Source organism: Yersinia sp. 2466 StPb PI (genome assembly GCF_041538325.1).
Lineage (GTDB): Bacteria > Pseudomonadota > Gammaproteobacteria > Enterobacterales > Enterobacteriaceae > Yersinia > Yersinia enterocolitica_E.
This window is the reverse complement of the sequence record NZ_JAULSL010000001.1, coordinates 2,220,528-2,245,975: the sequence shown is the minus strand read 5'-3', so window position 1 is coordinate 2,245,975 and position 25,448 is coordinate 2,220,528. Positions and strand designations below refer to the sequence as shown.

Below are 25,448 nucleotides of genomic sequence, written 5' to 3'. Positions count from 1 at the left end.
GGCAAATATATTCCAACAAATCTTTACATAATCCAGACATTTGGCACTGAATTTGAATTATACATACAGGCAACTATTCACATCTTGAACTATTCACTCTAAATAAATTCATGCTAGCAGTTTTGTTATTACGCGCTATGACAGGTAAACTATGGCACTTTAATTCCTTTAGTTATAGCGAATGGCGACGTGAGCAGTATTAAATTAATCGTTGGGCTGGCAAATCCGGGCGCTGAATATGCCCAAACTCGCCACAATGCAGGTGCTTGGTATGTGGATTTATTGGCGCAGCGCCATAATCAACCACTGAAAGAAGAGGGTAAATTCTTCGGCTACACTGCAAGGCTAAATCTGGCAGGCCAAGACGTTCGCTTGTTGGTACCCTCTACCTTTATGAATCTCAGTGGCAAGGCCGTAGCCGCAATGGCTGGGTTTTACCGTATTCTGCCGGAAGAGATTTTAGTCGCACACGATGAGTTGGATATCCCGCCGGGCGTGGCTAAATTAAAGCTAGGTGGCGGTAACGGTGGCCATAACGGCCTGAAAGATATTCAGAGCAGGTTGGGGAATAACCCTAACTTCTATCGTTTGCGCATCGGCATCGGCCATCCGGGTGATAAAAGTAAAGTCACCGGTTTTGTTTTGGGTAAGCCACCAATCAGTGAACAAACCTTAATTGACGAGGCCATTGATGAATCTATCCGCTGTACTGAAATACTGCTAAAAGAAGACATCACTAAGGCAATGAATCGCCTGCATTCCTTTAAGGCCGGCGTATAATACTGGCTCGGTTCCCCGGCTAACGAACATAAGCCGGGGTGCCTGTATTAGTTGTTATTCATTTTTGTTGCACAGCGCATTAATCCCCTGTTGTCCCTCACCGGTCAATACCACACCTGAAAATATCACCCTCACCCGCCCGAGAAAATTGTTGCTTTTACCATCATATTCGCCCGCAATATCACTCAATTTATCGCTACAAAAAAGCGAATCCCAATCTGATGCCTTTCCTTTGTTGCGCGATAAGTCGTGGCTGCGTTCAAACTTGTCGGTTACTGCGGTAAATTTCAACTGGATGCTGTCGAAATCTTCATAAAGGGTATTTTTTTTGTACCCCACATATCTAACGCTCTTGCCCGAGTGACTTTCAATTTCCACCCCATATTGATCAACCAACTCGGCAAAGGAGGGGGCGGCAGGCTCAACATCTGCGGTAAGAAAACGCATTCCCACAATACCCGCCATCCCCCCGAACAAGATGACGATCAGCCATTTATAGATACTCATTTCCATTGGAATTACCCAAATTCAGTATGCGGACTGTAATAACTAGTTATCGGACATTTATCAGGAAACTTAAGATGGCATAAGCGTGATCTCGGACACAGAGTTAGAAAAATCAATCACCTACTCGCTCTCACAGCATGTTCCCTTGCGGCGACGAAACAGCATGATCGAGATAAATCGTCAGAATGTGTATAATGGCGACATAAATTTTGATTACATCAGCACGTTAACCCTAACGAGTTGATTTTTAAGTTATTTAAGGTGATATAAAACATGGGATTCAAATGCGGTATTGTGGGCCTGCCTAACGTTGGTAAATCCACCCTGTTCAACGCGTTGACACAAGCGGGTATCGAAGCAGCTAATTTCCCGTTCTGCACCATTGAACCCAACACGGGTGTGGTGCCAATGCCGGACCCGCGTCTGGACCAACTGGCCGAGATTGTTAAACCTCAGCGTATTTTGCCAACGACGATGGAATTCGTCGATATCGCGGGCCTGGTTAAGGGTGCATCCAAAGGCGAAGGCCTGGGTAACCAGTTCCTGACCAATATCCGTGAAACTGAAGCAATTGGTCATGTGGTACGTTGTTTTGAAAATGACAACATCATCCATGTTGCCGGTAAAGTTGATCCCGTTGATGACATTGATACCATCAACACTGAACTGGCACTTTCCGATCTGGAAACCTGTGAACGCGCAATGCATCGTGTTCAGAAGAAAGCTAAAGGCGGTGATAAAGACGCTAAAGCGGAACTGGAAGCGCTGGAAAAATGTCTGCCACATTTAGAAAATGCTGGCATGCTGCGTGCGTTGAACCTGAGTGCTGAAGATAAAGCCGCCATCCGTTATCTGAGCTTCCTCACCCTGAAGCCAACCATGTACATTGCTAACGTCAATGAAGATGGGTTTGAAAACAATCCATATTTGGATCAGGTGCGTGCCATCGCTGCGGCGGAAGGTTCTGTGGTAGTTGCCGTTTGTGCCGCAGTTGAGTCTGATATTGCTGAGTTGGAAGATGCAGACCGCGCTGAATTTATGGCTGAGTTAGGTATTGAAGAACCCGGTCTGAACCGTGTGATCCGTGCCGGTTATGAATTGCTGAACCTGCAAACCTATTTTACTGCCGGTGTAAAAGAAGTGCGTGCCTGGACCATCCCGATAGGTGCAACTGCACCACAAGCTGCCGGTAAAATTCACACCGACTTCGAGAAAGGCTTTATCCGCGCACAAACTATCGCTTTCGAGGACTTTATCACCTACAAGGGTGAGCAAGGCGCGAAAGAAGCCGGCAAAATGCGTTCAGAAGGTAAAGATTACATCGTAAAAGATGGCGACGTGATGAACTTCTTGTTCAACGTCTAAATCATTTTTGTTGTTTCATGAGGATTCACTGAGTCTCATGAAAAATAACAAATACCATTAAATCCACGCATTTGCGTGGATTTTTCATTTCATAATGTCTCATCTTGTCTCGTGAAAGCGCAGTTTAAAATAAGTATGTGGATAACAATCCGCAGATAACATGCTATTCCCCTTCCCTTTCAAACCGTCAAAATGCTCAGAACGCGCCATAGTTTGACAGGATATCGGCTGCACCTATTTCCGGGTCGTGATAATCCATGCGGCCCAATGACATTGCACTCGTTGCGTCAACGACGCAAAAGCCTCGGCTGGAGCGGTACTTTCAGCACACATGTGACCAGAACAACAGGTAATACCCGTTTAAATAAGATGGGGGAGATACTCCGGGTGGCATCGTAATAGAAACTTTCGCTTTCAGAACGGGCTGGAATTATGGGCTTTGACCCACTCTTCACTGATGGGATGAACAAAATGCAACTCACTGGCGTGCAGCATCAGCCGTGGAGTCCGTTCGGTACCTGGCAGCAGGCGACCGCCATACAGGTCACAGCCCAAAATGGGATGGCCCAACTGCTGACAGTGGATGCGGAGTTGATGAGTACGCCCGGTTTCCGGGGTTAGTTGTACCCGCGTTAATGGCAGTAACGTCCCATCTTCCAACTCATGATAAAAGCGCTCCACGACCCGATAGTAGGAGCGAGCCGGCTTGCCGTGGATTGGGCAAATCGACATCAGCGGGAACAGTGCCGGGTCTTTGGCAATCGCTGCGTCTATCATCCCTTCGTTGTCATCCAGATGTCCGCAGAGCAGTGCGCTGTACACTTTGGTCACGGTGCGCTGGCTGAACTGTCGACAGAGGGTGGCATTTATAGCCTTATTGCGGGCAATCACCATCAGCCCGGAAGTGCCAAAATCCAGGCGATGAACCAGGGTACAGCCGGGGAATATCTGTACTAACCGATGATGCACCGAATCCAGATTTTGCGGATTTTTCCCCGAGAGGCTAAGCAGCCCCGCAGGTTTATTGATAAGAACCAGGTGATCGTCCTGATAGAGAGTCTCTATCTTGTCATGACACGGCGGGGCAATAAAGGTATCGATTATCTTAGACATCAGGCTACCCGGATGAAGAGTGGGAGCGGATGATACCGAATTTTAAACCGACTGGCGAATCCTGAGAGCAGGTCCCACCAGCATCTGATAACCCCCTCCAAACTCAAGTAATACCGTGATCAGGTCCTGCAATCTGGAACAGACTCAAAAATTACAGGTATAATCCCACAAATTATTCAACTGGTTTAGGAACGAAGATGACAAAACTCACCTTACAAGAGCAGATGCTAAAAGCTGGATTAGTGACCAGCAAAAAAATGGCCAAAGTCCAAAGAACAGCTAAGAAATCACGAGCTCAGGCTCGTGAGGCAAGAGAGGCTGTGGATGAAAATAAAAAAGAACAACTTGAGCGTGATAAACAACTAAGCGAACAACAAAAACAAGCGGCTTTATCTAAAGAGTATAAAGCTCAGGTGAAACAGCTCATTGAAATGAACAGAATCGATATTTCAAAAGGCAATATTGGTTTTAACTTCACAGATAATAATTTAATTAAAAAAATAGTTGTGGATAAGCTCACTCAAGCTCAGCTGATTAGTGGTCGTCTCGCCATTGCTCGTCTGGTTGTTGAGAACAGTGGCGAGAGTGAATACGCTATTATCCCCGCGAGCGTAGCCGATAAAATTGCGCAGCGAGATGCGAACAGTATTGTATTAAATAGTGCGCTTAGTCAGGAAGAGCAAGATGGAGAAGATCCGTATGCCGATTTCAAAGTGCCCGATGATTTGATGTGGTAATTAACAGTTTGCAGATGCTTATGTATGAAAAGCCCCTCAGGGCTTTTCATTAAGATTTTATGCTCAGCCAATTCATGGAAAACGCAAAGCGATTTAACCAATGTGTTGCATCCATCGAGTGAATTCACAGCCAAAAGCGGGTGTTGATATAAATAGAAGACGTTAGCCTGTTAGGCATTGCAGTCATAATGTTTTTTTTGAAAAGCTCACTGACATATGACGGATCTATGATTTTGATTGATAATGCCGATAGCCAATTTATGGGTATTACCTGTTTGCTACTGCATCGCTGGTATGAATTGCACTGGTGGTCGGGATTCCGGGATGCCCACGGTCTCGCTCCCAGGTAAAAGGGGCAAAATCACAGTTTTCATCACGCCAATGAGGTTTGCGCAGTGCATAAATAACCAAAGGTACCATGCAGAAGAACAAGGCTAATGCGATCAAAATAGCGACATACTCCTTGGGGCTACCCACCACAATTTGGCTAGGTGGAATGAAGCTAAAGATGAAAGCAATACACGAACTCAGTAGCCCTGTACCACCAATAATCCACATCCCTGCATTACCGCCAGGTATACAATAAGGCCGTGGTCGGTTTGGTTGACTAAAGCGCAGGTAGATAGCCGCACTGAACATCAACATGTACATAATGAGATACAGGATGACGGTCAATTGGCTCAATATCTGGTAGGCCGATTGAACTGAGGGAAGTACCACGAACAAGATAGATAGCAAGGTAACAATAAGTGCTTGAACACATAGGATATGCGTCGCCATGCCATTTTTATTGATACTCTGCCACCAGCGCGGTAAGTATCCGGCCTTAGCCACTTCCAATAACCCGGATGAAGGCCCGGCAACCCATGTCACTACACCTGCTAATACCCCCACAGCCAGACAGCATGCCACTATCGGCCCTAGCCATTCGATACCGGCCCACTTAAACAGGTCGTAATAAGTCACTAACAAACTTTGCGTCAGATTGATATCAGACTCGGGGATCACAAAAGCTATGGCTAACGTGCCCAAGACAAAAATAAGTACAGTCCCTAAAGCAGCCAACATAATAGCGATGGGATAGTTTCTCTGCGGGTTCTCTACATCTTTGACATGGATGGCATTCATCTCCATCCCAGCATAAAACAGGAAGATACTGGCGGCTAAAACCACATTATCGAAATTAGAAAAGTCAGGAACAACGTTATCCCATGACAACTCTATTTGCGAGGTACCTCCACCAATCAAATATGAAAAACCTAATATGATCAGGATAATTACCGGAATGATGGTGCCTATCAATCCCCCCCATTTAGAGACCTTGGCAAAGGTTTCCACCCCTTTAAAGGCAATAAAGGTCGCAAACCAATAAATACACAACACAATCCCGAGCACAAAGAATTTATTGGCCGCGAGTGCTTGATCCCATGTCTGGTCGGGGCCAATAAAAGCTAATGAAACCGCACCGAACGTCAGGACAGTAGGGAACCATACCGTCACCTCAGTCCACAGCATAAACATGGCTAAAAATGCCCAGCGCGGGCCAAAAGCCTCGCCTACCCAGCGAAATACTCCGCCTTTTTCCGGCCAACCGGTTGCCAATTCAGCCGCCACCAAACAGACCGGGATCAAGAAGAATACAGCAGCAAACAGATAGTAAAAAATAGAACTTAATCCATACTCCGCTTCGGTAGGTAACCCTCTTAGACTGACCACTGCCACAATATTCATTACCACTAGTGTCATAATGCCCAGTTTTTTTATTGACGGGCTGCGTTTGGTTGATACGTTATTGTTCTGCATAAACTCACCTCATAATTAGATTATTAAAAGATAATTAAAAACAATCTATTAGATGTGATTGAAGCGGAATTTGTTTTTTATCAATTGAGTAACTCACTTATAATGTTCCAAAACGAGAATCTAAAAACAAACAATCCATATTATCTGACATAATAAACACCCTATTTATTTAGTTTAAATTTAGCACCATAGTTTTCACAAAGAATAAAAACAAGTCAGCTAATAATTAAATATAAATCAACCACCATGTCTTATATTGTTTTCAGTTTAAATCCAGAATAAACATGCCAGACAAGCAACACAGAAAGTCAGTATATTTCTCGCATTGATCGTCAACATTTAAAAAATGTAGTTTAATAAAAGCCAATTAAAAAACACTTTGATTTATAGATATATTAATACTTATTGAATGAAGTTAATTTAATAACAAACAGATAATTCATAGCAAAGACATAAGTAGGCTTAGGTATATTAATAGTTATAAATATTACATGCCTTTCAGCCCATCATTATCATGGCTAGTAAACCGTAAGCAGCAAAGGCGACTCTCTGCCAGAGTGCTGCACTCCATTGGAAAGCGGTAATACGTAAGAAGCCACTAATCTACACAATTCTATGGGTTTCCCCCGTCTCACAAGAAATTGTGAGCCATTTTAGCCTGCCAATTACCACCAATCCTAAACGATAATCTTACACAGGCTTTTGAACCTTATAGTTCAAATGTTAATATAGTTGGCTGAGGGAGTTTGATATCACGGCGATAAAGGAAAAGTTTTGAACACTAAAAGTAGAATGCAGTTGTGGCCATGGTTGGCGGTATACGCAATGGTTGTCTTGCTATTGGCTGGGTGCTCAAACAAATCCAATCGTGACTACACCAAACTGCCAAAAGGCAGTTATAACGATAAATCGTATACCGTTAAGTCAGGTGACACACTTTATTTTATTGCATGGATCAGTGATAGCGAAGTGAGTGACCTTGCCCGCATCAACAGGCTCCGCCCCCCCTATAGACTTGAGGTTGGGCAAAAACTTCAGCTCAGCAGTTCTGCGGCGTCCGGGCGACTGGCATCAACGAAGCGTAAATCCTCAAATACTGTACTCGCTGCATCGACACCACCACCGGGTGCTAATCGATGCTGGCGCTGGCCGACCAGTGGCCAAATAATATCGCGCTACTCCAACGCCGACGGTGGTAATAAAGGCATTGATATTACGGCTAAACGTGGGCAGCCAATCTACGCGTCGGCCAAAGGGCGAGTCGTGTATGTCGGGAATCAGTTACGTGGTTATGGCAACCTGATAATGATTAAACACGGTGAGGATTTCATCACCGCTTATGCCCATAACGACACCATGCTAGTGAACAATGCTCAAGATGTGAAAGCGGGACAAAAAATAGCCACGATGGGCAGCACCGGAACAGACACGATAATGTTGCATTTCCAAATCCGTTACCGAGCAACCGCACTTGATCCACTACGCTATCTGCCACCACAAGGGGCAGCGCCTAAGTGTTAGCAGACCGCGGTGTAAGTAGTCGTTAAGTGTTTTAGCGGAATCAAATAAGCAAAAGGCTCCTGTTCAGGAGCCTTGTTTTATTCTTCAACACTCGAGGCTATCGTTACGCCAGTACTTCTTTCACGAAAGCTTTAATCTCTTCAACTTGGCAGTTATCAAAGAAGCACTGCTGGAAACGTGCACCGCTTACTGCGGTTTTCACTAATTCACGGTCAATAGAGCGCAGTGTATCGAGATAGTTTTCTTTCACTACCGCAGCTTTCACTTGGTTCAAAATACCCGCATTACGTACCTGCGGCTCTTTACGATCCAGCGGGTAACCTTCCCCCTTCACGCCAGTAAACGCTTTTTCAAAGATATAACGCACATTTAATTCAGCACCCCAGCCAAACCCTTTGGCGAATGGCAGTGACAATGCATTACCGTTATTGATCTGAGCAAACAGGAAAGCGTCAGCAGGATCGATGCAATATCCACATACAACACCTGGATGGATGTTTAATGACATCATTGCGCCTTGGCCTGTACCACAGCCAGTAACCACAAAATCCACTGCTTTAGAATTGAGCAGAATGCTGGCCATGATCCCCAGATGAATATAAGTCAGGTGATGGTCGTTTTCATCACTCATGCCCACGTTGTATACCGGGTACGCTTTTTCCGAGGCTACAGCATTCAGCTCTTTCAGAATGATGGCGTTTTTAGTTGCCTGACTGTTTTCCATCATCAGTGCAATTTTCATTATGTTCTCTCCTTTGCGCCAATGAGCTGTGGCCCATTGGGTGTGATAGTTAGACTTGACTGTGCAGAACATAGCACTCTAAAAACAAAATTTCAATTTTAATGAAAAGATGTTTTATAAATATCACATTTTGAGATTTAGTCGCCATGCATCCTACCGGATAACCATGAGAATAGCGGGTGTATGTGGCTGTGTGCGTCACTCATCTGCGACGAATATAAAATCAAATCGGTCAATGTTTGGCCTATCGACCCAAATGCTCGCTTGAATAACATACAAAAAGACCATGTGGATACATGGTCTTCTCTTACTGGAAATAATCGACAACACTAACTTTAGTGATGCAACATCTCGTGAACTATTTCATCTTTGCCTAATGTGATTGGATAAAACGTTGGCCAGTTATCCATTTCTTTAAACAATGCTTCATGCGACTCATTGCTCGTGTAAATATGAAAATGATGGGATTTTTGTGGTTCTATTATATGGTCACTGAATTGGACAAATTTTGGTGCTTTTGAGTTAGCATCTTTACATTCGAATAAATAGCGTACTCCCTTCTTCCCTGAGTCATAGTGCATTATTTTAAAGCCAGAGTAGCTATACTTACATGAATTAACGGCATCTGAGGTGTGAAAATCAATAGTGTTATTCTCTATGCCAATCATAATGATATCAGTATGATAGCCCCGGCGGTAATACTCTCGGTATTCTGTAACCGTTTTATCTTTATTTTTTTTCGCTTTATTAACGAGTACCGAATCCAGATCCCCTTTTAACAGATAGGGATTAACCGATTGCCAGACCCCATCCCAATCACTCAGCCCCCTATCCTTAACATCCTTGTCTACAAAGATGCCTTCACTTGCTGTGCGTGCAGCATCCGATTGATGGTGCTCATGTGAGTGGCTATGTTTACCATGCGCAAATGATTTAAAACTGATCAATGAAACACAAACACTCAATGCAATTATGGATAGGCAGTTATATTTTTTAGACATCTATAGCTCCTTATTGGATAGCACGAATGTAATGTTATACTATTACACACACGCTAATCAATAGGCGCTTGTACAGTAGGCCACCAGATATTAGCTGCCGTCGCTGAGGCCGAGCATCGACGTATCCTGGAGAGGGAAAATGGCCGTTGTGCCGCCGCAATGGCTACCAAAATTAAGTCAGGGCAAAAACCACGAATGAAATCAGACATGGCTAGTATTCTTATTAACAAAAAAGCGGGTTATGGCAAAACCGGAATGTCGAGAACCCCTGATTTCCGTTTAGAGAGGAAAGTTAAGGCCGCTATTTAGGCTTACATTGCCTCTAGTTCTTTCTGAGTTCGTCCACAGTACGCAAAAGCTAGCATTCGAATAACTTTATGGGGCAGACGCCAGACGTCGGGCAGCTTCTATGACAGAGGATCTCCGTCTGGCATATTCTTCTGCGCTATCTGGTCCCGTTAACATGCGCGCGACCTGTGGAACGGCAGACCACCATCCGGCCAAAGCTAACACCAAAAAAGCCAGATGATCTGCTCCAATGGCTTGGGTAACAATTCCCTCGCGCTGCCCATCGCTCACGGCCTGAATCTTGTATCCATAGTATTCGCGTCGCTGTTCTTCGTCCGGCACCTCATCACTGAATATCAACCCTTCCCAGCGCATGAGCCGACTCAGTTCAGGATTGTCGAGGTGATAATCGTAGGCACGGCCAGCGTAATCGCCAATATCTTCAACCGCAAAGGATGTAATGGGCAACGCCGATGCCACCTTGGCCAACTCACTACGTAATACGGCTGAGAACAGCGCTCGCTTATCGCCAAAGTAATTATAAACACGCTCCTTGTTTACCCCGGCCAACTTGGCAACCCGCTCAAGGGTAGTGCCATCGGGTCCGAGTCGGGCGAATTCGGTCATCGCCGCATCCAGAATTTTGCGTTTCGTCCCTTCAGTATCCCAAGCCATTTTTCTTCTCTCTCATTTATGGGTTGTTGCTGTCACGTAATCATACTATAGTTATTTCCAACTAAAACGTTGAAGTTTTAATTTTACTTTATAATCGGAGTCTGAACTATGAAAAACACCATCCTCATCTGTGGATATGGCCCGGGTATTTCCCATGCAGTCGCTCGCCGTTTTGGTAAGGCGGGTCATCCCGTAGCCTTGATTGCGCGCAATGCTCAGCGTCTCGCTGATGCGGTAACGGAATTGACCGCCGAAGGCATCCAGGCTCGCGCTTTCCCAGCCGACCTTAGCGATGTTAAAGCGATTCGACATGCCGTCACGGACGTACATGAGATAATGGGGCCTATAGGTATCCTGCACTGGAACGTTTTTCTCGATATCGAAGGTGACCTGCTGTCCACTCAGCCCGCAGATCTGAGCAAGAGTTTCGATCTTCGCGTTGTTGGCTACATCACCGCCGTACAAGAGAGCAGGAACGACCTTGCGGCATCAAAAGGTACCGTATTGGTTACCAGCGGCGTCATGGCGCTCGATGACCCACAAATCAATGCGTTCGCCATCGATTATGCTGCGATTGCCATCAGCGTTGCAGCTCAACGTAAAACTACCCATATTCTGGCGCATACCCTCGCGTCACATGACATTCATGTCGGTGAGGTGATCGTCAACGGCTTCGTTGAGGGAACACCGGGCGGTGTGGGTAAAAGTGATACCGTCGCACCAATGGACATCGCTGACCAATTCTGGGAACTGCATACTGCACGTCAGGTACATTCCGTCATCGTTGGGGGTGCTGTACCGATATCGGAAGCAGAGTTCCATGGCTGAAAATACGCAATTCTCAGGCTTGGCTGATGAGACCTTCAGCAAGCCCCCTCACCTCAGACCAGCTCATTACGCGAGTGGGCCAGGTGTCACGCTACTGGTCGCGGTCGCCCTGTTGGTGCTGACCCAGCTTTACCTGGCAATCCCTTTGCTGACGTATGTCGGTCACTCTTTCAGCCCGGCAACACCGGGGGCCGTCTCGTTCGCGCTGGCCACTTGTTTCAGCCTGGCCTATGCTGGCGGGTTCCTGCTCTGGGGGCCGTTATCGGATCAGTATGGTCGTCGGCCAGTGATGCTGATGGGGCTGAGCGCCCTGTCGATTGCCACACTTGCCTGCGCCTTCGTGCCTTCGTTGCCATGGTTGGCGGGACTTCGGATGTTACAGGGGCTGGCAGCGTCCAGTTTTGCCCCGGTAGCACTGGCCTATCTTGCTGAAGCGGTGCGGATACGTCACCGAGCAACCGCCATCGGGGCCATGTCTACGTCTTTCCTCGTGGCCGGCATCCTTGGGCAAGTATTCGCGGCCTGGGTGGCGTTACGATGGGATTGGTTCTGGGTATTTCTGACCACGGGAGGCGGTCTTGTGGTCATGCTTCCATTAATTGCGTTGATGATAAAGGAACCGGCACGCACTATCGTTGAGGGTCATCTGGGCCATCGTTTCGTAGCATTGGGCAAAATTGCCGTGCGGCCTGCCATTCTGCTGCTGTCATTTGCACACATCACACTTCTCCTGTCTTTCGTTGCGATGTATACGGCGTTGGGGCCGCATCTGGCGGGCTTGAACCTTTCTCCTGCCACAGTCATTGCACTGCGCTTGGTTGGATTGCCAGGGATGTTCATCGCCTTGCTGGTCGGGCCGCTTGCTGCTCGGATCGGGATGCCGGGCGTTGCGGGTGCAGGTTATCTGGTTGCGGCCGTGGGCTTGGCCCTAGAGGCTGTGTTAGCGCAATCGCTGACCGGTATTGCCATTGGGAGTCTGGTCTTCGTGGTCGGCGTCGCTCTCGCTATTCCGGCAATGATCACCCAGTTTGGTGATCTGGCGGTACCTAACCGCGCAGCGGGCATGGCCCTCAATGGTTTTGTCCTGTTTATCGGTGCCAGCATCGGTCCATTTATCGTGTCCTGGGTGCCCGGTTTCGTCCCGCTATTGGTGGGGCTTGCGGTGGCACTTTTACTGGCCACTGTCTGCGTTGCGGGCAGTGCATCGCTTGCTTCATCCACGAGGAAATCATGAATTCTATCCGTTCTTCGCTCTCTTCAATTCTGACTTCCTGCCGTTGGATCCTGGTGTTCCGCATCAGTCTAGGGCTTACCGCTGCTCTGTCTGCTTTCGCGTTGCAAACAGCCTCCGGTGCGGTTGGAGATAACCCGATCAGCATCCCAGATACTCATCATCAAACCAGTCAGCGTTCGGTCACTCTGGATGGTCAACCCGCCACACTCAGCCGTTACGAGAGGCGCGATGAGCGCAATGCCTTCCTGGAGGGAGAACACTTTAGTACGGTGATCGCCGCCGATGGCACACTCAAGGGTTTTGCCAACATCTCGCTCGACCTAGTGGGGAAACCGTTACCGTCTCGTGAGCGCGCTGAGCAGATTGCGGCAGAGTTCTTGCGTAAGGCTGCGCCCGACTTGCTGACCAGCCTAGGGAGAGCGTCTGTTACTCTCCATGATGAACCTATTCGCTTATCACACCCAGGCCGTAACGAGACTGTCCAACTCACCGGTTTAAAATTCAAGGCACGCAATCTGGCTGATGGGCGTTGGTTCTGGGTCATCATCGGTAGCGATGAGAAACCGATGCTGTTCGAGCGCGATCTGGAATGGGCAACCCTGCTCGCTCGCCGCAAAACGGAACAATGGCTGCATGACCGATGGATAAAAGCACAAGATGCCCAACAGATCAGTAAACCAAGCCGTTGGAATCTGCCATGGACTCATTAACTCAGATTGTTCTTGGCAGCAGTGTCGCCGCACTTGTTGTCCCCCAACATCATCGACGCCAGGCAATACTGGCGGGTGGAGTACTCGGTACTTTGCCCGATCTGGACGTGCTCTGGTTCAAAGTATTCAGCAGTGATGTGGTTACAGAAGTGACCTGGCACCGTGGTCCATCGCATTCACTCTTGATGCTAACGTTGTTGGGATTGCTGCTTTGGTTCTTGCTCAAGTCTCGCAGTTCGCTGGTTCGAGGTGCCCCATTGCGGTGGCTGTTGGCGATCTGGCTGGCCCTGATAACACATCCGTTGCTGGATGCCTTTACCGTCTACGGTACGCAGGTGCTATGGCCCATGAAGACCCCACCCGTCATGTGGGCGACAATCTTCGTCATTGATCCGTTGTATACAGTGCCGTTGTTGATAGGGGTTATGGCTGCCTGGCAGCTTTCACCATATAAAACTGCGCAGCAAACGAGTGGCTCAGGCCGAGACAGGGCGGCACGCAATTGGTTGGTAGCAGGCTTGCTCGTCAGCTCGGCCTACCTGGCTTGGAGTGTTGCCGCCAAATCTCTGGTTGACCGGGTAGCCTCGCAAAGCCTGGCTGTTCTGAACTTGCAGAATGCCCCGCGTTTTTCTACACCGCTTCCGTTCAACACGCTGGCTTGGCGGGTGATTGTGATGGTACCGGATGGCTACTGGCTCGGTGACCGATCCCTTGTCGCGGATCGGGGAGCGATGCAATTTACTTTTCACGAAAGCGACAACCAGGCGTTGGCGCAGTTCACATCCGTACCGCAGTTGAAACGTCTATTGTGGTTCACTCATGGGTTTATCGCCGCTCACGCTCAGCGACGTGAGGATGGCGAGCTTCGGCTGACCCTTGCAGATCTGCGAATGGGGTTAGAGCCCGATTATTTTTTCCGCTATGACATTGCTGGCATAGATGAAAGTGGCCACTGGGCAGCAGCACCAGAAATTACCCAATTGCCTGAGTCGGGTGATACCGCCAAGATGCTAAGCTGGGTGTGGAGGCGTATTTATGACAGTAAAGCAACACCGTGAGTGACAAATGGAATTGTAATACTCTAGAACAGAGTTAATTGATTTATTGGATTATTTTCGCTAAACGGTGACTATCTGTAAGCCAATGCATTAGTAAAAACTGATACATCATCCTATAAAAAATTATCTGAAATAAAAACTAGCTCCGATGTTAGTGTGTTTTCTGCGTGATTTGGCCCCAAACCCCAGTAGCACTCAACAGCAGAATGATAGGCTGTTAGTGCTACTGGTTTAATCGCGCCGACTGCGGTTAGCGCTTCTTGCGGTTACGATGCATATCTATGGCGACGGCACTGACAATAATGATGCCTTTGATAATGTCCTGAATGTAGGAGTCCACACCAATAAAAGTAAAACCACTCTTAATCAGTCCTAAGATTACGGCGCCAATTACTGTACCGGTGATACGACCGACCCCACCCATCAAGCTGCTACCACCAATAACGGCAGCCGCAATCGCATCCAATTCATAAGATTGGCCCATGCTTGATTGCCCGCTACTCACCCGGGCGGCCAAAACCACGCCCGCCAAGCCAGCTAATCCCCCGGCAATGGTATAAACCGTTACCAGATATTTATTAACGTTAATGCCTGATACTTTTGCTGAAATCATATTCCCGCCGATGGCATAGACGTATTTACCATAACGGGTGTGTTTCAGTGCAATATGGAATATCACCGCAATAACCAAAAAAATGATAACGGGCATAGCACCTTGCCCAACCGCGGTAAAATCATCGGAGAGAAAACTTACCGGATTGCCTTTAGTGTAATATTGGGCAAGTCCTCTGGCAGAAACCATCATTCCTAATGTAGCGATAAAGGGAGGAATACCTGTACGGGTTATCAAGAAACCATTAATAAATCCACACAGTATCCCGACCCCTATGCCTGCAATAATAGGGATAGCCGCGGGTAAATCCAATAAGTGCGGATACATAGGTGAAATACTTTCTGATGTCTGTGCCAGACTCGCCGCGACAACAGCCGTTAATGCAATTAAAGAGCCGGATGAGAGATCAATGCCGGTAGTGATAATAACTTGTGTCACTCCGACGGCAATGATACCTATAATAGCCACTTGCAGAACGATCAATAATAGCCGATTAGGATTCAATAAAAATGATTGATCGCGAATAAACCAGCCAAGGAACTCAAAAATCAATGCAATACCGATCATGACAATAAAAATACCGGTATCTTTAGGTAATTTCCCTTTAAATCCAGACATGAATGAATGTGTTTTTGTTGACTCAACCGTTAATGATTTAGCAAATTTAACATTACTCATTATCGTTACCTTCCAGTAATTATTCTGAGGCCAGTGCCATTATCTTTTCTTGACTAGCATCTTGTTTGTCTAATATTCCAGTGATGTGTCCGCTGTGCATGACCATAACTCTATCACTCATACCAAGAATTTCAGGTAGCTCAGAGGAAACCAAAATAATGGCTACACCACGGTTCGCCAGTTCACTAATTAAACGATAAATTTCTGATTTTGCCCCAACATCAATACCTCGAGTGGGTTCATCCAGAATAAGTATTTTGGGTTGAGCTAATAACCAGCGTGCTATGAGCACCTTTTGTTGATTACCGCCACTTAAATTATTAATTATTTGATCCATCGTAGGTGTTTTGATGTTTAATTTTTTAATCTGCTCCATGCAGTCTTGAGCCATTTGTCCATGACTGACAAAACCTTTTGTATTAATGTACTCAGAAAGATTTACGATGCTCATATTCTCAACCACAGACAAGACTAAGAATAACCCTGACTTCTTTCGGTCTTCGGTAAGAAAAGCCAATCCTTGTTCAATAGCCTTTGATGGGGAGTCGATATTGACTGGCAGACCATCGATAAAAATTTCACCACTGTCCGCAGGATGCATACCAAATAAGCTTTCCATAACCTCACTACGACCTGCGCCAACCAAACCAGCAACACCCAATATCTCGCCTCGTTTTACGGAAAATGAGATATTGCGAAATAACCCATCTCGCCGTAACTCATTAACTCGCAAAACTTCTTCACCAATATTATTATTAAATTTTGGGAACATATGAGTAAGTTCACGACCGACCATCATGGTGATTAATGATTGTTTTGTCAGGTTTTCCGTTTTATCTGTGGCAACAAACATGCCATCGCGGAAAACACTTACCTCATCAGTAATTTCGAATATTTCATCCATTTTATGGCTGATATAGATAATGCCTTTCCCTTGCTCTTTTAACTCAGTAATAATCGCAAACAGATGAAAAACCTCACCTTCGGTCAGCGCTGATGTCGGTTCATCCATTATTAAAACATCTGCATCATAAGAAACAGCCTTAGCAATCTCTACCATTTGTTGGCTAGCAATATTCAATTCACCAACCAGCATATCTGGTTTCAATTTTATATTTAAATGCTTTAATAAATCCTTGGTTTTGCTGTTGAGCAAATCGTGGTTAACAAAACCATAATGAACTGGCTCTCGCCCCAACCAAATATTTTCTGCCACCGTCATATGCGGGACTAAATTTAGCTCTTGATGAATCATTGCAATACCAGCATGGAGTGCATCTAATGTATCACTGAAGCTAACCGTTTCGCCCTTTACTTTTATTGAGCCTTCATCAGGATGATATATTCCTATCAAACATTTCATCAGGGTCGATTTTCCTGCGCCATTCTCTCCCATTAATGCATGGACACTTCCTGCTTTTATTTTAATGCCCACTTTATTCAATGCCTTGACACCAGGGAATTGCTTACTGATGCCTTCAGCCTCGAGAATGTAAGGATACATATCATCATCTCCTTGGTCATCATAATACGCTCAGTGGGTAAGCGCCGTACTTATCAAAAAAGTGATAACAATAAATACGGCACCACCTATCCATTAAAATATATTTAATGAATATTTGATTTTTCATGTATGAAAATTTGACTTGAAAAGTTAACTTATTTCTGTGTTTTTATAATTAACTATTAGCCAGGGGAAAAGGTTGTTTTCACTTTTTATTTTTATTAGCAAAGTCTTGGTAATTATCTTTAGTGATGAGTTGATAAGGAATCATAACACTGCTTTCAACTTTCTGGCCGGAGGCTAATTTAATCGCAGTTTCTACAGCGCCTTCTCCTTGACCTTTAGCATCTTGGAAAATACTGACATTCAAATCGCCTTTCTTAATAAACTCAAGCGCATCGGGTGTGCCATCAATGCCACCAATTACTACGCCATTTTTCTTCGCTTGTTTTAAGGCTAAAATAGCCCCAATGGCCATTTCATCATTATTTGATGCAATGGCATCTATTTGTTGCCCAGACAAAACCCAATCAGTGGTAACGTCTACCGCTTCTTTGCGGAAAAATTTTGCAGTTTGCTTATCAATGATATGAATATCTGGATACTGAGCTGCAACTTTCTCTACTCCCCGAGTTCTATCACGAGTAGCCTCACTCGAGAGTTCCCCCATCAGGATCATTACGTTACCTTTCCCCCCCATCAGTTTCGCTAATTCCTCCATCTGTAGACGACCTGCAAGCTCAGAATCTGATCCCACATAGGCCATACCAGCTGGTAACGTTATTTCAGGACGGCGATTCACAAAAACCAATGGTATCTTCGCCTGTTCAGCTAATTTGATCATTGGCTTTACACCTTGAGTATCTACCGGATTCAGAATAATGGCATCGACCCCTTGACTGACAAAATTCTCTACCTGCTGAATTTGTTGGGCAATATCCCCTTTTGCATCCTCGAATTGCCCAGTGACATTCCCTTCTTCTTTCATTTTGTTTTGCATAGCCTGACGTAATATTGTCAGGAAGTTATCATCGAAGTAAGCCATGGAAACGCCAATTTTAAGATCTTTAGCATAAGCACCCAATGGCAACAGACAAATAGCGAGTGAGGCGATAATGATTTTTTTCAGCTTCATGAACTATACCCTTCAAAAGTGGAATGCATTAACATCTCAGCGCCTGCTTATTGAAAATATTTTTTTACAACTGCATGACTCGGCAGAAGATAAAAATAGTTATTTTAGGCACTTCAATGCACTTCCGTGAATGCAACCGCCCCATTCCCGGCTTGAGATTCACAAATAATCAATACAAAACAATTAGTTAATTTCTTATTATCTATTCTTCCATCTATCACCTCTTTTTTTAAATATTTATTTCATAATTAAGATTATTGAAATTTTTAACACCAAACAACCGAAATGTGTGTTTTGCGCAGAGCAAATAACAAAACTATGACATGGATCTAACAAATGCTGGTAATTTGAACACTATCGAGTAACCAAGCGCATGCCTTGGCAATGAGGAAATCTTCTTAGTTGCAGTTTGTGTGGCAGAGGGAAATTGTAACAGGTATAGCGGTGATGCCCACAGTATCTATGTGAGCATCAGTTATAGCAGTCTTGCATGTGAAAAAGTAACCCCAAAGAATTGCATCACTTTGGTTTGTAATGAAAATTACAAAAAACATTCCCTTTTACCGCCAAGGAAATAAATCAACCCATAGCAAATGGCTATCCGCAGTAAGAGGCTGTAATTGCCCTCCCTTAATTGCAGGCAACCACCAACAGCCTTGCGAAGCAGTAAGTTGGTGTGTTTCGGTATGGCAAACAAGCCAGTTTCCCTTCACAACGTAGATCAATCCACTATGGGAAACAGGGAGTTTTTGTGCCGAACTCACCGACGATACCGATGCCTGCCAGCAACCGCGCCGCGTCATAATATTAAAGTCTTGACTACCCCCCCCTAATAAACGCGCATGAATAGGGATATCACCGGGGAAAGCAAACGGCTGCAACGGCTTGGAAAGAGTATGTGCCTCCCAGCCTGGGCTGGATAGTTCAACCCCTTCACCTGATAGCAGCGTAATTGACCGATCGATATCCGAAAACATTGAAAACGGGCCATCCTGTTCGATTGTAGCAATGCTGGCACGCCAGGCAAAATCATCTCCACCAACGGGCCAACATGCTATTTCACGGGTTTCGCCGCCGCCATTTCGCCAACGGCTAACGGGTAAGCTGGCAAAATCAAAAAGGGTAAAGCTCATCAGACCTCCTGTTGACAGGCTTTCAATACCGTCAGAAAATCCTGTGCAGATTGCTGTTGCATTGGATGATATCTATCCACTATTACCGCTTTGCCTGCCACATAAACATCGCGAATTTGCGATTTGCCCCCCGCAAATAACCACCGATTCAACAAAGATGCCGATTTTGTACCAGCAATATAAGGATCATCGCCATCCAATACTAACCAGTCAGCGCGGTAGCCTTCGGTTAACTGACTAATTTTGCTGGCACAAGCCTGTCGTCCTCCCGCTAAAGCTTGGCTATAAAGCAAATCAGCCACGGCAGGATATTGCTCACTCGTCAGACGATTGCGGCGTTGATCACGCAGGCGCTGACCATATTCTAACCAACGTAATTCTTCCACCACATCCAATGAAACATGGCTATCTGAGCCGATACCCCAGCGCCCCTGATAATGCAGATAATCGACCCCAGGGAAAATACCATCACCAAGGTTAGCCTCGGTAGTCGGGCATAATCCTGCCACAGCCTGACTTTCTGCCAAACGAACAAGCTCGGATTTATCCAGATGTGTCGCATGAATCAGACACCAGCGGCTGTCGACTGACAAATGGTTATACAACCATGCAACGGGGCGCTGCCCACTCCAATCCAGACAGTCGTTGACCTCCTTTTGCTGCTCAGCAATATGAATATGTACCGGTAATTGATTATCCGAAGCTTGTAGGATCTCCTGCATTTGGCTGAGTTCTACGGCGCGCAAAGAATGAAAACATAAACCTTGGTTTTGTAATGGCTGATTAACCAATTGTTTACTAATAACCTGCTGCTGTTTGAGATAGCTATCGGTGCTCTGAATAAAACGGCGCTGCCCCTGCTGAGCAGGCTGAGCACCAAACCCCGCGTAGCTGTACAATACGGGTAACAATGTCATCCCGATACCCGCCTCTTGCGCGGCCTGACTCAGTTGAGCGGTCATTTCACCTGGGCAATTGTATGGATTACCGTCGGGATCGTGGTGTAAATAATGAAACTCTGCGACTTGCGTATAGCCACCTTTCAGCATCTCGATATACAGTTGACGGGCAATCACACCAACATCTTCCGGTGTTAATTGCTGTACCAGTCGATACATCAGATCTCGCCAAGTCCAGAAGCTATCCTGTGGGTTACCGGCGATTTCGGCTAATCCAGACATCATGCGCTGAAAGGCATGGGAGTGAAGATTCGGCATGCCTGGTACTATTGGGCCGGATAAAACCTGACAACCAGTACCACTGCTGCCGGTCACAATGCGCTGAATATACCCCTGTTCGTCAACAGTAATTTGTACGTTATCTGCCCATCCACTCGGTAAGAAAGCACGCTCGGTAAAATAAACTGGCATAGCGATATCCCAATATTTTGTTCAGAGTCAAACGCGCTAAGCAGCAGCGGCGTCAATTAATTAAACCACTCACTTGTATATACATATACATACGCTAAATTCAACCGTAGACTTAGCATATAAACTTTTTATTTGACGAGGTTAACGCCGTGGCGGAACAACAAAAAGTCTTACAATTAAGTGCCGCAATGGACGATACTCCTGCGCCAATTTATCAACGGGTTAAGTTGGCCATTATCCACCAGATCAGAAGCGAGGTCTGGCAGCCCCATCAACGCGTTCCCTCAGAAAGCGAGCTCGTTGCTGAGCTGGGGGTCAGCCGTATGACCATCAATCGTGCGTTACGTGAATTAACCAATGAAGGTTTCCTTATTCGTATGCAAGGCGTGGGAACTTTTGTTGCTGAAGCAAAAGCGCACAGTGCCTTACTTGAAGTTCATAACATTGCTGACGAGATAACCGCTCGAGGTCATCGCCACAGCAGTAAAATTCTGCAACTAGAAGCTCGCCCGGCAACCCCTGAAGAAGCGGTAGCGTTGGGGATCCTGCCCGGTCAACAGTTGTTCTACTCGCAAATTGTGCATTATGAGAATGACTTCCCTGTTCAAGTCGAAAATCGCTGTGTTAACCCAAGCACGGCCCCCGACTATATGAAGCAGGATTTCAATCACATAACTCCTTACAGCTATCTCACACAAGCCGCGCCTCTGACTGAAGGTGAACATATTGTTGAAGCCGTGATCCCGAGCCAGACTGAGCGACAACTGCTGCAATTGGATGAGCATGAGCCTTGTCTGTTGATTCGCCGAAGAACCTGGTATGGAAAAGTCGTCGTCACTGCGGCGCAATTACTGTATCCAGGCTCACGCTATCAACTCTATGGTCGTTTTACCCCACAAGGCACCGTGACGTCCTGATCAATTTTATTTCTCTGTGAGAACTGCGAAGTGTTACGCAATTGTTTAAATCTCTATCTTGCTGATAGTGACTTTATGCGCTAGGTTGTCCATGATTGTATATACAACTTAATTTCGCTGTGTACTCGCCATCATTAACGCTATAGCAACAAATCAATTTCGGAGCACTGACTTACGCCAGTGATTCAATCAGTGAATAGCGCTGTGGCGTCGGGTATAAAGGGTATAGCTTGAAGGAGTGAGATGGTGTCAGTAATTCACTGTGACAGTTTGTGGTACGGTGCCGATATCGTGACCATGTGTGGAGGGGAATATCATCTGATACCGCAAGGAGCAATAGCGGTCACAGGCGGTAAAATAGTCTGGATTGGGCCACATAAAGAGTTACCAGCACTCCATGCCTCACGTGAGATCGTCTTTCAAGGTGGCCTGATTACCCCTGGTTTAATTGATTGCCATACACATCTCGTCTTTGGCGGTGATCGCAGTGCTGAATTTGAGCAACGCCTTAATGGGGTCAGCTATGCAGAGATTGCCGCTAATGGTGGTGGGATTATCTCGACGGTTAGGGCAACACGGAATACCAGTGAAGAACAATTGCTCGAACAAGCTTTATTTCGGCTGAAACCTCTTCTTGCCGAGGGCGTGACTTGCATAGAGATAAAATCCGGTTATGGCCTTAGTCTTGAAAGTGAAATAAAAATGCTGCGGGTTGCCCGCCGTTTGGGTGAATTACTCCCCATTACAGTTAAAACAACCTGTTTGGCAGCACATGCTTTACCACCTGAGTTTGCCGGCAGAGCAGACGACTACATTGATTTCGTTTGTAATACCGTCATTCCTCGGGTAGCTGAAGAGGGGTTGGCCGATGCCGTTGACGCATTTTGTGAACACCTGGCATTTTCACCGGCACAGGTCGAGCGCATATTCTTGGCCGCCCAGAAAGTCGGTTTGCCGGTCAAACTGCATGCCGAGCAACTGTCGGCACTTGGTGGCAGTACTCTTGCAGCAAAATTTAATGCATTGTCGGCCGATCATCTTGAATATGCCACGAAGTCAGATGTTCAAGCCATGTGCCATGCGGGTACTGTGGCGGTATTGCTACCAGGTGCTTATTACTTGCTACGTGAAACACAATGCCCCCCCATTGAACTGTTTCGCCAGTATGGTGTGCCAATGGCCTTGGCCAGCGATGCCAACCCAGGAACCTCCCCTGCACTCTCTTTGCGTTTGATGCTCAATATGGCTTGCACCTTATTCCGTATGACACCGGAAGAAGCGTTGGCGGGTGTCACATGCTATGCCGCTCAGGCACTTGGTCTGCAAGAGACTCAAGGCACATTGGAAATTGGCAAACTGGCAAATTGGGTCCATTGGCCACTATCCCGCCCGGCCGAATTAGCTTACTGGCTAGGTGGCCAATTATCTGCGACTGTCGTTTTCCAAGGAGAGGTTCGCCCATGAATCTAACTGACCCGTTAAGTTTTCACTCCGGTAAACTGCCTTTATTAATCAGCATTCCTCATGCCGGCACCCGACTAACCCCCGTGGTGGAGGCTGGCCTAACAGCTGCCGCACGCCCTTTATCAGATACTGATTGGCATATTCCTCGTCTCTATGATTTTGCCCGAAATATGGGGGCCAGCTTACTAATAGGTAATTACTCTCGCTTAGTCGTTGACCTTAATCGCCCAGAGGGCGATCAACCACTGTATACCACAGCAACAACTGGCTTATTCCCCGAAACGTTGTTCGATGGGCGACCTTGTTTTATCTCAGGCAAAACACCGTCGCCGCAGGAGCGTCAATCTTACCTGTTACATATCTGGCGTCCTTATCATCAGCAACTTCAATCCGAATTGGACCGGCTTAAAGCACAGTTTGGCTATGCATTGCTGTTAGATGCACATTCAATTGCATCAGTTATTCCGAGATTATTTGAAGGACAATTACCCGATTTGAATTTTGGTACCAATAGTGGTGTCAGTTGTGACCCATCATTAAGCAAGCAATTAATTGAATGTTGTCAACATCAATCCACCTTCAGCCATATATTGAATGGGCGCTTTAAAGGTGGTCATATAACTCGGGCATATGGTCTGCCCCAGAATCAGCAACACGCCGTGCAACTGGAATTATCCCAGTTAAACTATATGTCTGAAACTGAGCCTTATCACTACCGACCTGAGCGAGCCACGCATTTGCAGCAGTTACTCGAACAGTTAATTCATATCATGTTGTCATGGGGTGAACAGCACTATCAACGCTGAAACGTAACATTCCACTCACTGAGTTTTCAGTCGGTAATAAATGCAAAAAAGGCGGGGTTAATCCCGCCTTTTTAATTCACCTATTTCCGACACAGAAAAGGGTAATAATTACTGCTAAGTTAACTTAGAAACGGTAAGTCAAGTTAACTGCAACAGTATCATCAGTGCCCAGGCCCAGTGGATTGTTGTCTTCATCCAGTAAGTTAATCTGGTAGTCAACATAGGCAAACATGTTTTTGTTAATATAGTAAGTCACACCGATTTCAGCATATTTCAGCAAATCTGCATCGCCAACAACTGCCAGTTCTTTACCTTTAGACTGGACATAAGCGATGGACGGGCGAATGCCATTTTCGAACTGGTATTGAGCGACCAATTCAACGTTCTGGGTTTTATTCGCAATCAGTGCTTTATATGGCGTCATGTTCAGCGTTTCGCCGTACATTGCTGCGATGTAAACTTGGTTTGCATCATATTTCAGTGCAGTAGCCCAAGCCTGAGCTTTATCCCCTGTCGCACTGTCAGCCAATGTTTTTTGGCCTAAGGTCCGATTGGAAGAAGAGTATGCACCCGCAAAGCCGATACCGCTGCCTTCGATGTCTTGGTAATCAACAGACAAACCAAAACCGTCGCCATTAGCCTTCTGGATTGCGCGCTCATTCTTAGTGGTATCTCCATCGTCATTACGACCTTGATACTGAGCTGCAACATTCAAACCTTTAACCAGGCCGAAGAAGTCAGAGTTACGGTAAGTTGCCAAACCAGTAGAACGACCTGTCATGTAGTTGTCGGTATAAGCGATTGAGTCGCCACCGAACTCTGGCAGCATATCGGTATAGGCCAGCGCATCATAAACTACACCATAGTTACGGCCGTAATCGAAAGAGCCAAACTCAGCAAATTTTAGACCAGCAAAACCCAAGCGGGTTTTATTGCCTTTGTCGCCCTGTGATTCTGCATTTTTAGCGGCTACGTTATATTCCCACTGGCCGAAACCGGTCAATTGGCTATTAATCTGTGTCTCACCCTTAAAACCGAAACGCACATAGGTATCGTCAGCATTATTATGGTTTGAGAAAAGATATTTAGCGGCTACGCGGCCATAAAGATCCAGCTTATTGCCGTCTTTATTATAAATCTCTGCTGCATTTGAAAGAGTAGGAACGATACTCAAGGTGACCGCCAAGGCCAGTAAACTGCGCTTCATCATTAATTTTCCTTTAAATTTTAATAAAACAAACCCATCGGGCTGAATTAAATTTTCAGCCTCATAAAAGTTAGTTTTTAATTTTTTATAGTTACCTGTCTTGTAAAGCGAAGAGACATTAGCATTAAGCACAAAAAGTTAAAACGGTAAACTTGTAGAAACATAGGTATAAACAGGTAATCAATTGTAACAAAATGTGTTTAATGGAACCTTCCGTAACTGATTGATTATATTTATTTTTAGGTAATTAGATATAACC

The 25,448-nt window shown here is 45.9% G+C and carries 24 protein-coding genes and 1 pseudogene; 12 read left to right on the top strand and 13 right to left on the bottom strand.

The features are described from left to right. The first annotated feature begins 189 nt into the window (after positions 1-189). A complete protein-coding gene (gene pth / locus Q2T72_RS10140; protein WP_372569118.1) occupies positions 190-780 on the top strand; it encodes an aminoacyl-tRNA hydrolase in 591 nt (196 codons plus the stop codon). 54 nt (positions 781-834) lie between these two features. On the opposite strand, the gene Q2T72_RS10135 is transcribed toward pth, so the two are convergent. Then, positions 835-1,293 carry a hypothetical protein gene (locus tag Q2T72_RS10135; protein WP_102970422.1) on the bottom strand — a complete coding sequence of 153 codons (459 nt, stop codon included), beginning with the start codon at positions 1,291-1,293 and terminating at the stop codon, positions 835-837. A gap of 267 nt (positions 1,294-1,560) precedes the next feature. Here Q2T72_RS10135 and ychF point away from each other — a divergent pair, with 267 nt between their 5' ends. Both ychF and Q2T72_RS10125 read left to right on the top strand, forming a co-directional pair. After that, complete coding sequence (gene ychF / locus Q2T72_RS10130; protein ID WP_083159031.1) at positions 1,561-2,652, top strand: redox-regulated ATPase YchF; 1,092 nt, start codon at positions 1,561-1,563, stop codon at positions 2,650-2,652. Positions 2,653-2,811: 159 nt separating this feature from the next. Next, positions 2,812-3,027 (top strand): annotated as a pseudogene (locus Q2T72_RS10125) (integrase); the annotation flags it as partial. Between the two features lie 39 nt (positions 3,028-3,066). Here Q2T72_RS10125 and Q2T72_RS10120 read toward each other — a convergent pair. Beyond that, on the bottom strand, positions 3,067-3,765 hold the full coding sequence (locus Q2T72_RS10120; protein WP_083159032.1) for an RluA family pseudouridine synthase: 699 nt from the start codon (positions 3,763-3,765) through the stop codon (positions 3,067-3,069). 197 nt (positions 3,766-3,962) lie between these two features. On the opposite strand from Q2T72_RS10120, the gene Q2T72_RS10115 reads away from it, so the two are divergent. Then, complete coding sequence (locus Q2T72_RS10115) at positions 3,963-4,502, top strand: DUF2058 domain-containing protein (protein WP_083159033.1); 540 nt, start codon at positions 3,963-3,965, stop codon at positions 4,500-4,502. Positions 4,503-4,769: 267 nt separating this feature from the next. Here Q2T72_RS10115 and gadC read toward each other — a convergent pair whose 3' ends face one another. Beyond that, entirely contained in the window at positions 4,770-6,305 is a 1,536-nt protein-coding gene (gene gadC / locus Q2T72_RS10110; RefSeq protein WP_372569117.1) for a putative glutamine/gamma-aminobutyrate antiporter GadC, read from the bottom strand. Positions 6,306-7,097: 792 nt separating this feature from the next. On the opposite strand from gadC, the gene actS reads away from it, so the two are divergent. Further along, the gene (gene actS / locus Q2T72_RS10105) at positions 7,098-7,826 is read left to right on the top strand and encodes an amidase activator ActS (RefSeq protein WP_193784817.1); all 729 of its coding nucleotides are present in this window, start codon (positions 7,098-7,100) and stop codon (positions 7,824-7,826) included. A 103-nt stretch (positions 7,827-7,929) separates the two neighbouring features. Here the strand turns inward: actS and Q2T72_RS10100 are convergent, their stop codons facing one another. The 4 genes from Q2T72_RS10100 to Q2T72_RS10085 form a co-directional block, all read right to left on the bottom strand. Beyond that, positions 7,930-8,568, bottom strand: coding sequence for an RpiB/LacA/LacB family sugar-phosphate isomerase (locus Q2T72_RS10100; protein WP_005185124.1), 639 nt, complete (start codon positions 8,566-8,568; stop codon positions 7,930-7,932). A 335-nt stretch (positions 8,569-8,903) separates the two neighbouring features. Beyond that, positions 8,904-9,569, bottom strand: a complete 666-nt coding sequence (zinT, locus tag Q2T72_RS10095) for a metal-binding protein ZinT (RefSeq protein ID WP_083159035.1) — start codon at positions 9,567-9,569, stop codon at positions 8,904-8,906. Between the two features lie 53 nt (positions 9,570-9,622). Beyond that, entirely contained in the window at positions 9,623-9,778 is a 156-nt protein-coding gene (locus Q2T72_RS10090) for a hypothetical protein (RefSeq protein ID WP_372569116.1), read from the bottom strand. 166 nt (positions 9,779-9,944) lie between these two features. Continuing rightward, positions 9,945-10,532, bottom strand: coding sequence for a TetR family transcriptional regulator (locus Q2T72_RS10085; RefSeq protein WP_372569115.1), 588 nt, complete (start codon positions 10,530-10,532; stop codon positions 9,945-9,947). A gap of 108 nt (positions 10,533-10,640) precedes the next feature. Here Q2T72_RS10085 and Q2T72_RS10080 point away from each other — a divergent pair, with 108 nt between their 5' ends. The 4 genes from Q2T72_RS10080 to Q2T72_RS10065 are packed head-to-tail and all read left to right on the top strand — an operon-like array spanning position 10,641 to position 14,362. Further along, a complete protein-coding gene (locus Q2T72_RS10080) occupies positions 10,641-11,360 on the top strand; it encodes an SDR family oxidoreductase (RefSeq protein ID WP_083159037.1) in 720 nt (239 codons plus the stop codon). Further along, positions 11,353-12,594 (top strand): MFS transporter, encoded by a 1,242-nt coding sequence (locus tag Q2T72_RS10075; protein WP_372569114.1) that lies wholly within the window; start codon positions 11,353-11,355, stop codon positions 12,592-12,594. Before Q2T72_RS10080 ends, Q2T72_RS10075 begins: the two co-directional genes overlap by 8 nt. Beyond that, on the top strand, positions 12,591-13,304 hold the full coding sequence (locus Q2T72_RS10070) for a hypothetical protein (protein WP_372569113.1): 714 nt from the start codon (positions 12,591-12,593) through the stop codon (positions 13,302-13,304). Before Q2T72_RS10075 ends, Q2T72_RS10070 begins: the two co-directional genes overlap by 4 nt. Further along, positions 13,292-14,362 (top strand): metal-dependent hydrolase, encoded by a 1,071-nt coding sequence (locus tag Q2T72_RS10065; RefSeq protein ID WP_372569112.1) that lies wholly within the window; start codon positions 13,292-13,294, stop codon positions 14,360-14,362. Before Q2T72_RS10070 ends, Q2T72_RS10065 begins: the two co-directional genes overlap by 13 nt. Positions 14,363-14,612: 250 nt before the next feature. Here the strand turns inward: Q2T72_RS10065 and Q2T72_RS10060 are convergent, their stop codons facing one another. The 5 genes from Q2T72_RS10060 to Q2T72_RS10040 all read right to left on the bottom strand — a co-directional run bounded on the left by Q2T72_RS10060 (position 14,613) and on the right by Q2T72_RS10040 (position 20,795). Next, complete coding sequence (locus tag Q2T72_RS10060) at positions 14,613-15,653, bottom strand: ABC transporter permease (RefSeq protein ID WP_083159040.1); 1,041 nt, start codon at positions 15,651-15,653, stop codon at positions 14,613-14,615. Positions 15,654-15,672: 19 nt separating this feature from the next. Further along, complete coding sequence (locus Q2T72_RS10055) at positions 15,673-17,157, bottom strand: sugar ABC transporter ATP-binding protein (protein WP_083159041.1); 1,485 nt, start codon at positions 17,155-17,157, stop codon at positions 15,673-15,675. A 205-nt stretch (positions 17,158-17,362) separates the two neighbouring features. Beyond that, the gene (locus Q2T72_RS10050) at positions 17,363-18,292 is read right to left on the bottom strand and encodes a sugar ABC transporter substrate-binding protein (RefSeq protein WP_083159042.1); all 930 of its coding nucleotides are present in this window, start codon (positions 18,290-18,292) and stop codon (positions 17,363-17,365) included. A 560-nt stretch (positions 18,293-18,852) separates the two neighbouring features. Next, positions 18,853-19,425 carry a HutD family protein gene (locus tag Q2T72_RS10045; RefSeq protein ID WP_372569111.1) on the bottom strand — a complete coding sequence of 191 codons (573 nt, stop codon included), beginning with the start codon at positions 19,423-19,425 and terminating at the stop codon, positions 18,853-18,855. Next, positions 19,425-20,795 carry a formimidoylglutamate deiminase gene (locus Q2T72_RS10040; protein ID WP_083159044.1) on the bottom strand — a complete coding sequence of 457 codons (1,371 nt, stop codon included), beginning with the start codon at positions 20,793-20,795 and terminating at the stop codon, positions 19,425-19,427. The genes Q2T72_RS10045 and Q2T72_RS10040 overlap by 1 nt, the downstream gene beginning before the upstream one ends. 149 nt (positions 20,796-20,944) lie before the next feature. Here Q2T72_RS10040 and hutC point away from each other — a divergent pair, with 149 nt between their 5' ends. The 3 genes from hutC (at position 20,945) to hutG (ending at position 23,982) form a co-directional block, all read left to right on the top strand. Beyond that, a complete protein-coding gene (gene hutC, locus Q2T72_RS10035) occupies positions 20,945-21,712 on the top strand; it encodes a histidine utilization repressor (protein ID WP_083159045.1) in 768 nt (255 codons plus the stop codon). 243 nt (positions 21,713-21,955) lie between these two features. Beyond that, a complete protein-coding gene (gene hutI, locus Q2T72_RS10030; RefSeq protein ID WP_372569110.1) occupies positions 21,956-23,176 on the top strand; it encodes an imidazolonepropionase in 1,221 nt (406 codons plus the stop codon). Then, complete coding sequence (hutG, locus tag Q2T72_RS10025; protein WP_372569109.1) at positions 23,173-23,982, top strand: N-formylglutamate deformylase; 810 nt, start codon at positions 23,173-23,175, stop codon at positions 23,980-23,982. Before hutI ends, hutG begins: the two co-directional genes overlap by 4 nt. Positions 23,983-24,106: 124 nt before the next feature. Here hutG and Q2T72_RS10020 read toward each other — a convergent pair whose 3' ends face one another. Continuing rightward, positions 24,107-25,192: a porin gene (locus tag Q2T72_RS10020; protein ID WP_083159048.1), complete on the bottom strand. Its 1,086-nt coding sequence runs from the start codon at positions 25,190-25,192 to the stop codon at positions 24,107-24,109. Positions 25,193-25,448 lie beyond the last annotated feature (256 nt).

What these genes read in the sequence shown, in the direction of transcription:
- Q2T72_RS10070 (WP_372569113.1), top strand. Translation starts at nt 12,591, where the DNA reads ATGAATTCTATCCGTTCTTCGCTCTCTTCAATTCTGACTTCCTGCCGT.
- Q2T72_RS10100 (WP_005185124.1), bottom strand. Translation starts at nt 8,568, where the DNA reads ATGAAAATTGCACTGATGATGGAAAACAGTCAGGCAACTAAAAACGCC.
- hutG (WP_372569109.1), top strand. Translation starts at nt 23,173, where the DNA reads ATGAATCTAACTGACCCGTTAAGTTTTCACTCCGGTAAACTGCCTTTA.
- Q2T72_RS10060 (WP_083159040.1), bottom strand. Translation starts at nt 15,653, where the DNA reads ATGAGTAATGTTAAATTTGCTAAATCATTAACGGTTGAGTCAACAAAA.
- Q2T72_RS10045 (WP_372569111.1), bottom strand. Translation starts at nt 19,425, where the DNA reads ATGAGCTTTACCCTTTTTGATTTTGCCAGCTTACCCGTTAGCCGTTGG.
- Q2T72_RS10055 (WP_083159041.1), bottom strand. Translation starts at nt 17,157, where the DNA reads ATGTATCCTTACATTCTCGAGGCTGAAGGCATCAGTAAGCAATTCCCT.
- hutI (WP_372569110.1), top strand. Translation starts at nt 21,956, where the DNA reads ATGGTGTCAGTAATTCACTGTGACAGTTTGTGGTACGGTGCCGATATC.
- Q2T72_RS10065 (WP_372569112.1), top strand. Translation starts at nt 13,292, where the DNA reads ATGGACTCATTAACTCAGATTGTTCTTGGCAGCAGTGTCGCCGCACTT.
- gadC (WP_372569117.1), bottom strand. Translation starts at nt 6,305, where the DNA reads ATGCAGAACAATAACGTATCAACCAAACGCAGCCCGTCAATAAAAAAA.
- Q2T72_RS10120 (WP_083159032.1), bottom strand. Translation starts at nt 3,765, where the DNA reads ATGTCTAAGATAATCGATACCTTTATTGCCCCGCCGTGTCATGACAAG.
- Q2T72_RS10050 (WP_083159042.1), bottom strand. Translation starts at nt 18,292, where the DNA reads ATGAAGCTGAAAAAAATCATTATCGCCTCACTCGCTATTTGTCTGTTG.
- Q2T72_RS10080 (WP_083159037.1), top strand. Translation starts at nt 10,641, where the DNA reads ATGAAAAACACCATCCTCATCTGTGGATATGGCCCGGGTATTTCCCAT.
- Q2T72_RS10135 (WP_102970422.1), bottom strand. Translation starts at nt 1,293, where the DNA reads ATGGAAATGAGTATCTATAAATGGCTGATCGTCATCTTGTTCGGGGGG.
- ychF (WP_083159031.1), top strand. Translation starts at nt 1,561, where the DNA reads ATGGGATTCAAATGCGGTATTGTGGGCCTGCCTAACGTTGGTAAATCC.
- Q2T72_RS10040 (WP_083159044.1), bottom strand. Translation starts at nt 20,795, where the DNA reads ATGCCAGTTTATTTTACCGAGCGTGCTTTCTTACCGAGTGGATGGGCA.
- Q2T72_RS10075 (WP_372569114.1), top strand. Translation starts at nt 11,353, where the DNA reads ATGGCTGAAAATACGCAATTCTCAGGCTTGGCTGATGAGACCTTCAGC.
- Q2T72_RS10115 (WP_083159033.1), top strand. Translation starts at nt 3,963, where the DNA reads ATGACAAAACTCACCTTACAAGAGCAGATGCTAAAAGCTGGATTAGTG.
- Q2T72_RS10090 (WP_372569116.1), bottom strand. Translation starts at nt 9,778, where the DNA reads ATGTCTGATTTCATTCGTGGTTTTTGCCCTGACTTAATTTTGGTAGCC.
- Q2T72_RS10020 (WP_083159048.1), bottom strand. Translation starts at nt 25,192, where the DNA reads ATGATGAAGCGCAGTTTACTGGCCTTGGCGGTCACCTTGAGTATCGTT.
- Q2T72_RS10085 (WP_372569115.1), bottom strand. Translation starts at nt 10,532, where the DNA reads ATGGCTTGGGATACTGAAGGGACGAAACGCAAAATTCTGGATGCGGCG.
- zinT (WP_083159035.1), bottom strand. Translation starts at nt 9,569, where the DNA reads ATGTCTAAAAAATATAACTGCCTATCCATAATTGCATTGAGTGTTTGT.
- actS (WP_193784817.1), top strand. Translation starts at nt 7,098, where the DNA reads ATGCAGTTGTGGCCATGGTTGGCGGTATACGCAATGGTTGTCTTGCTA.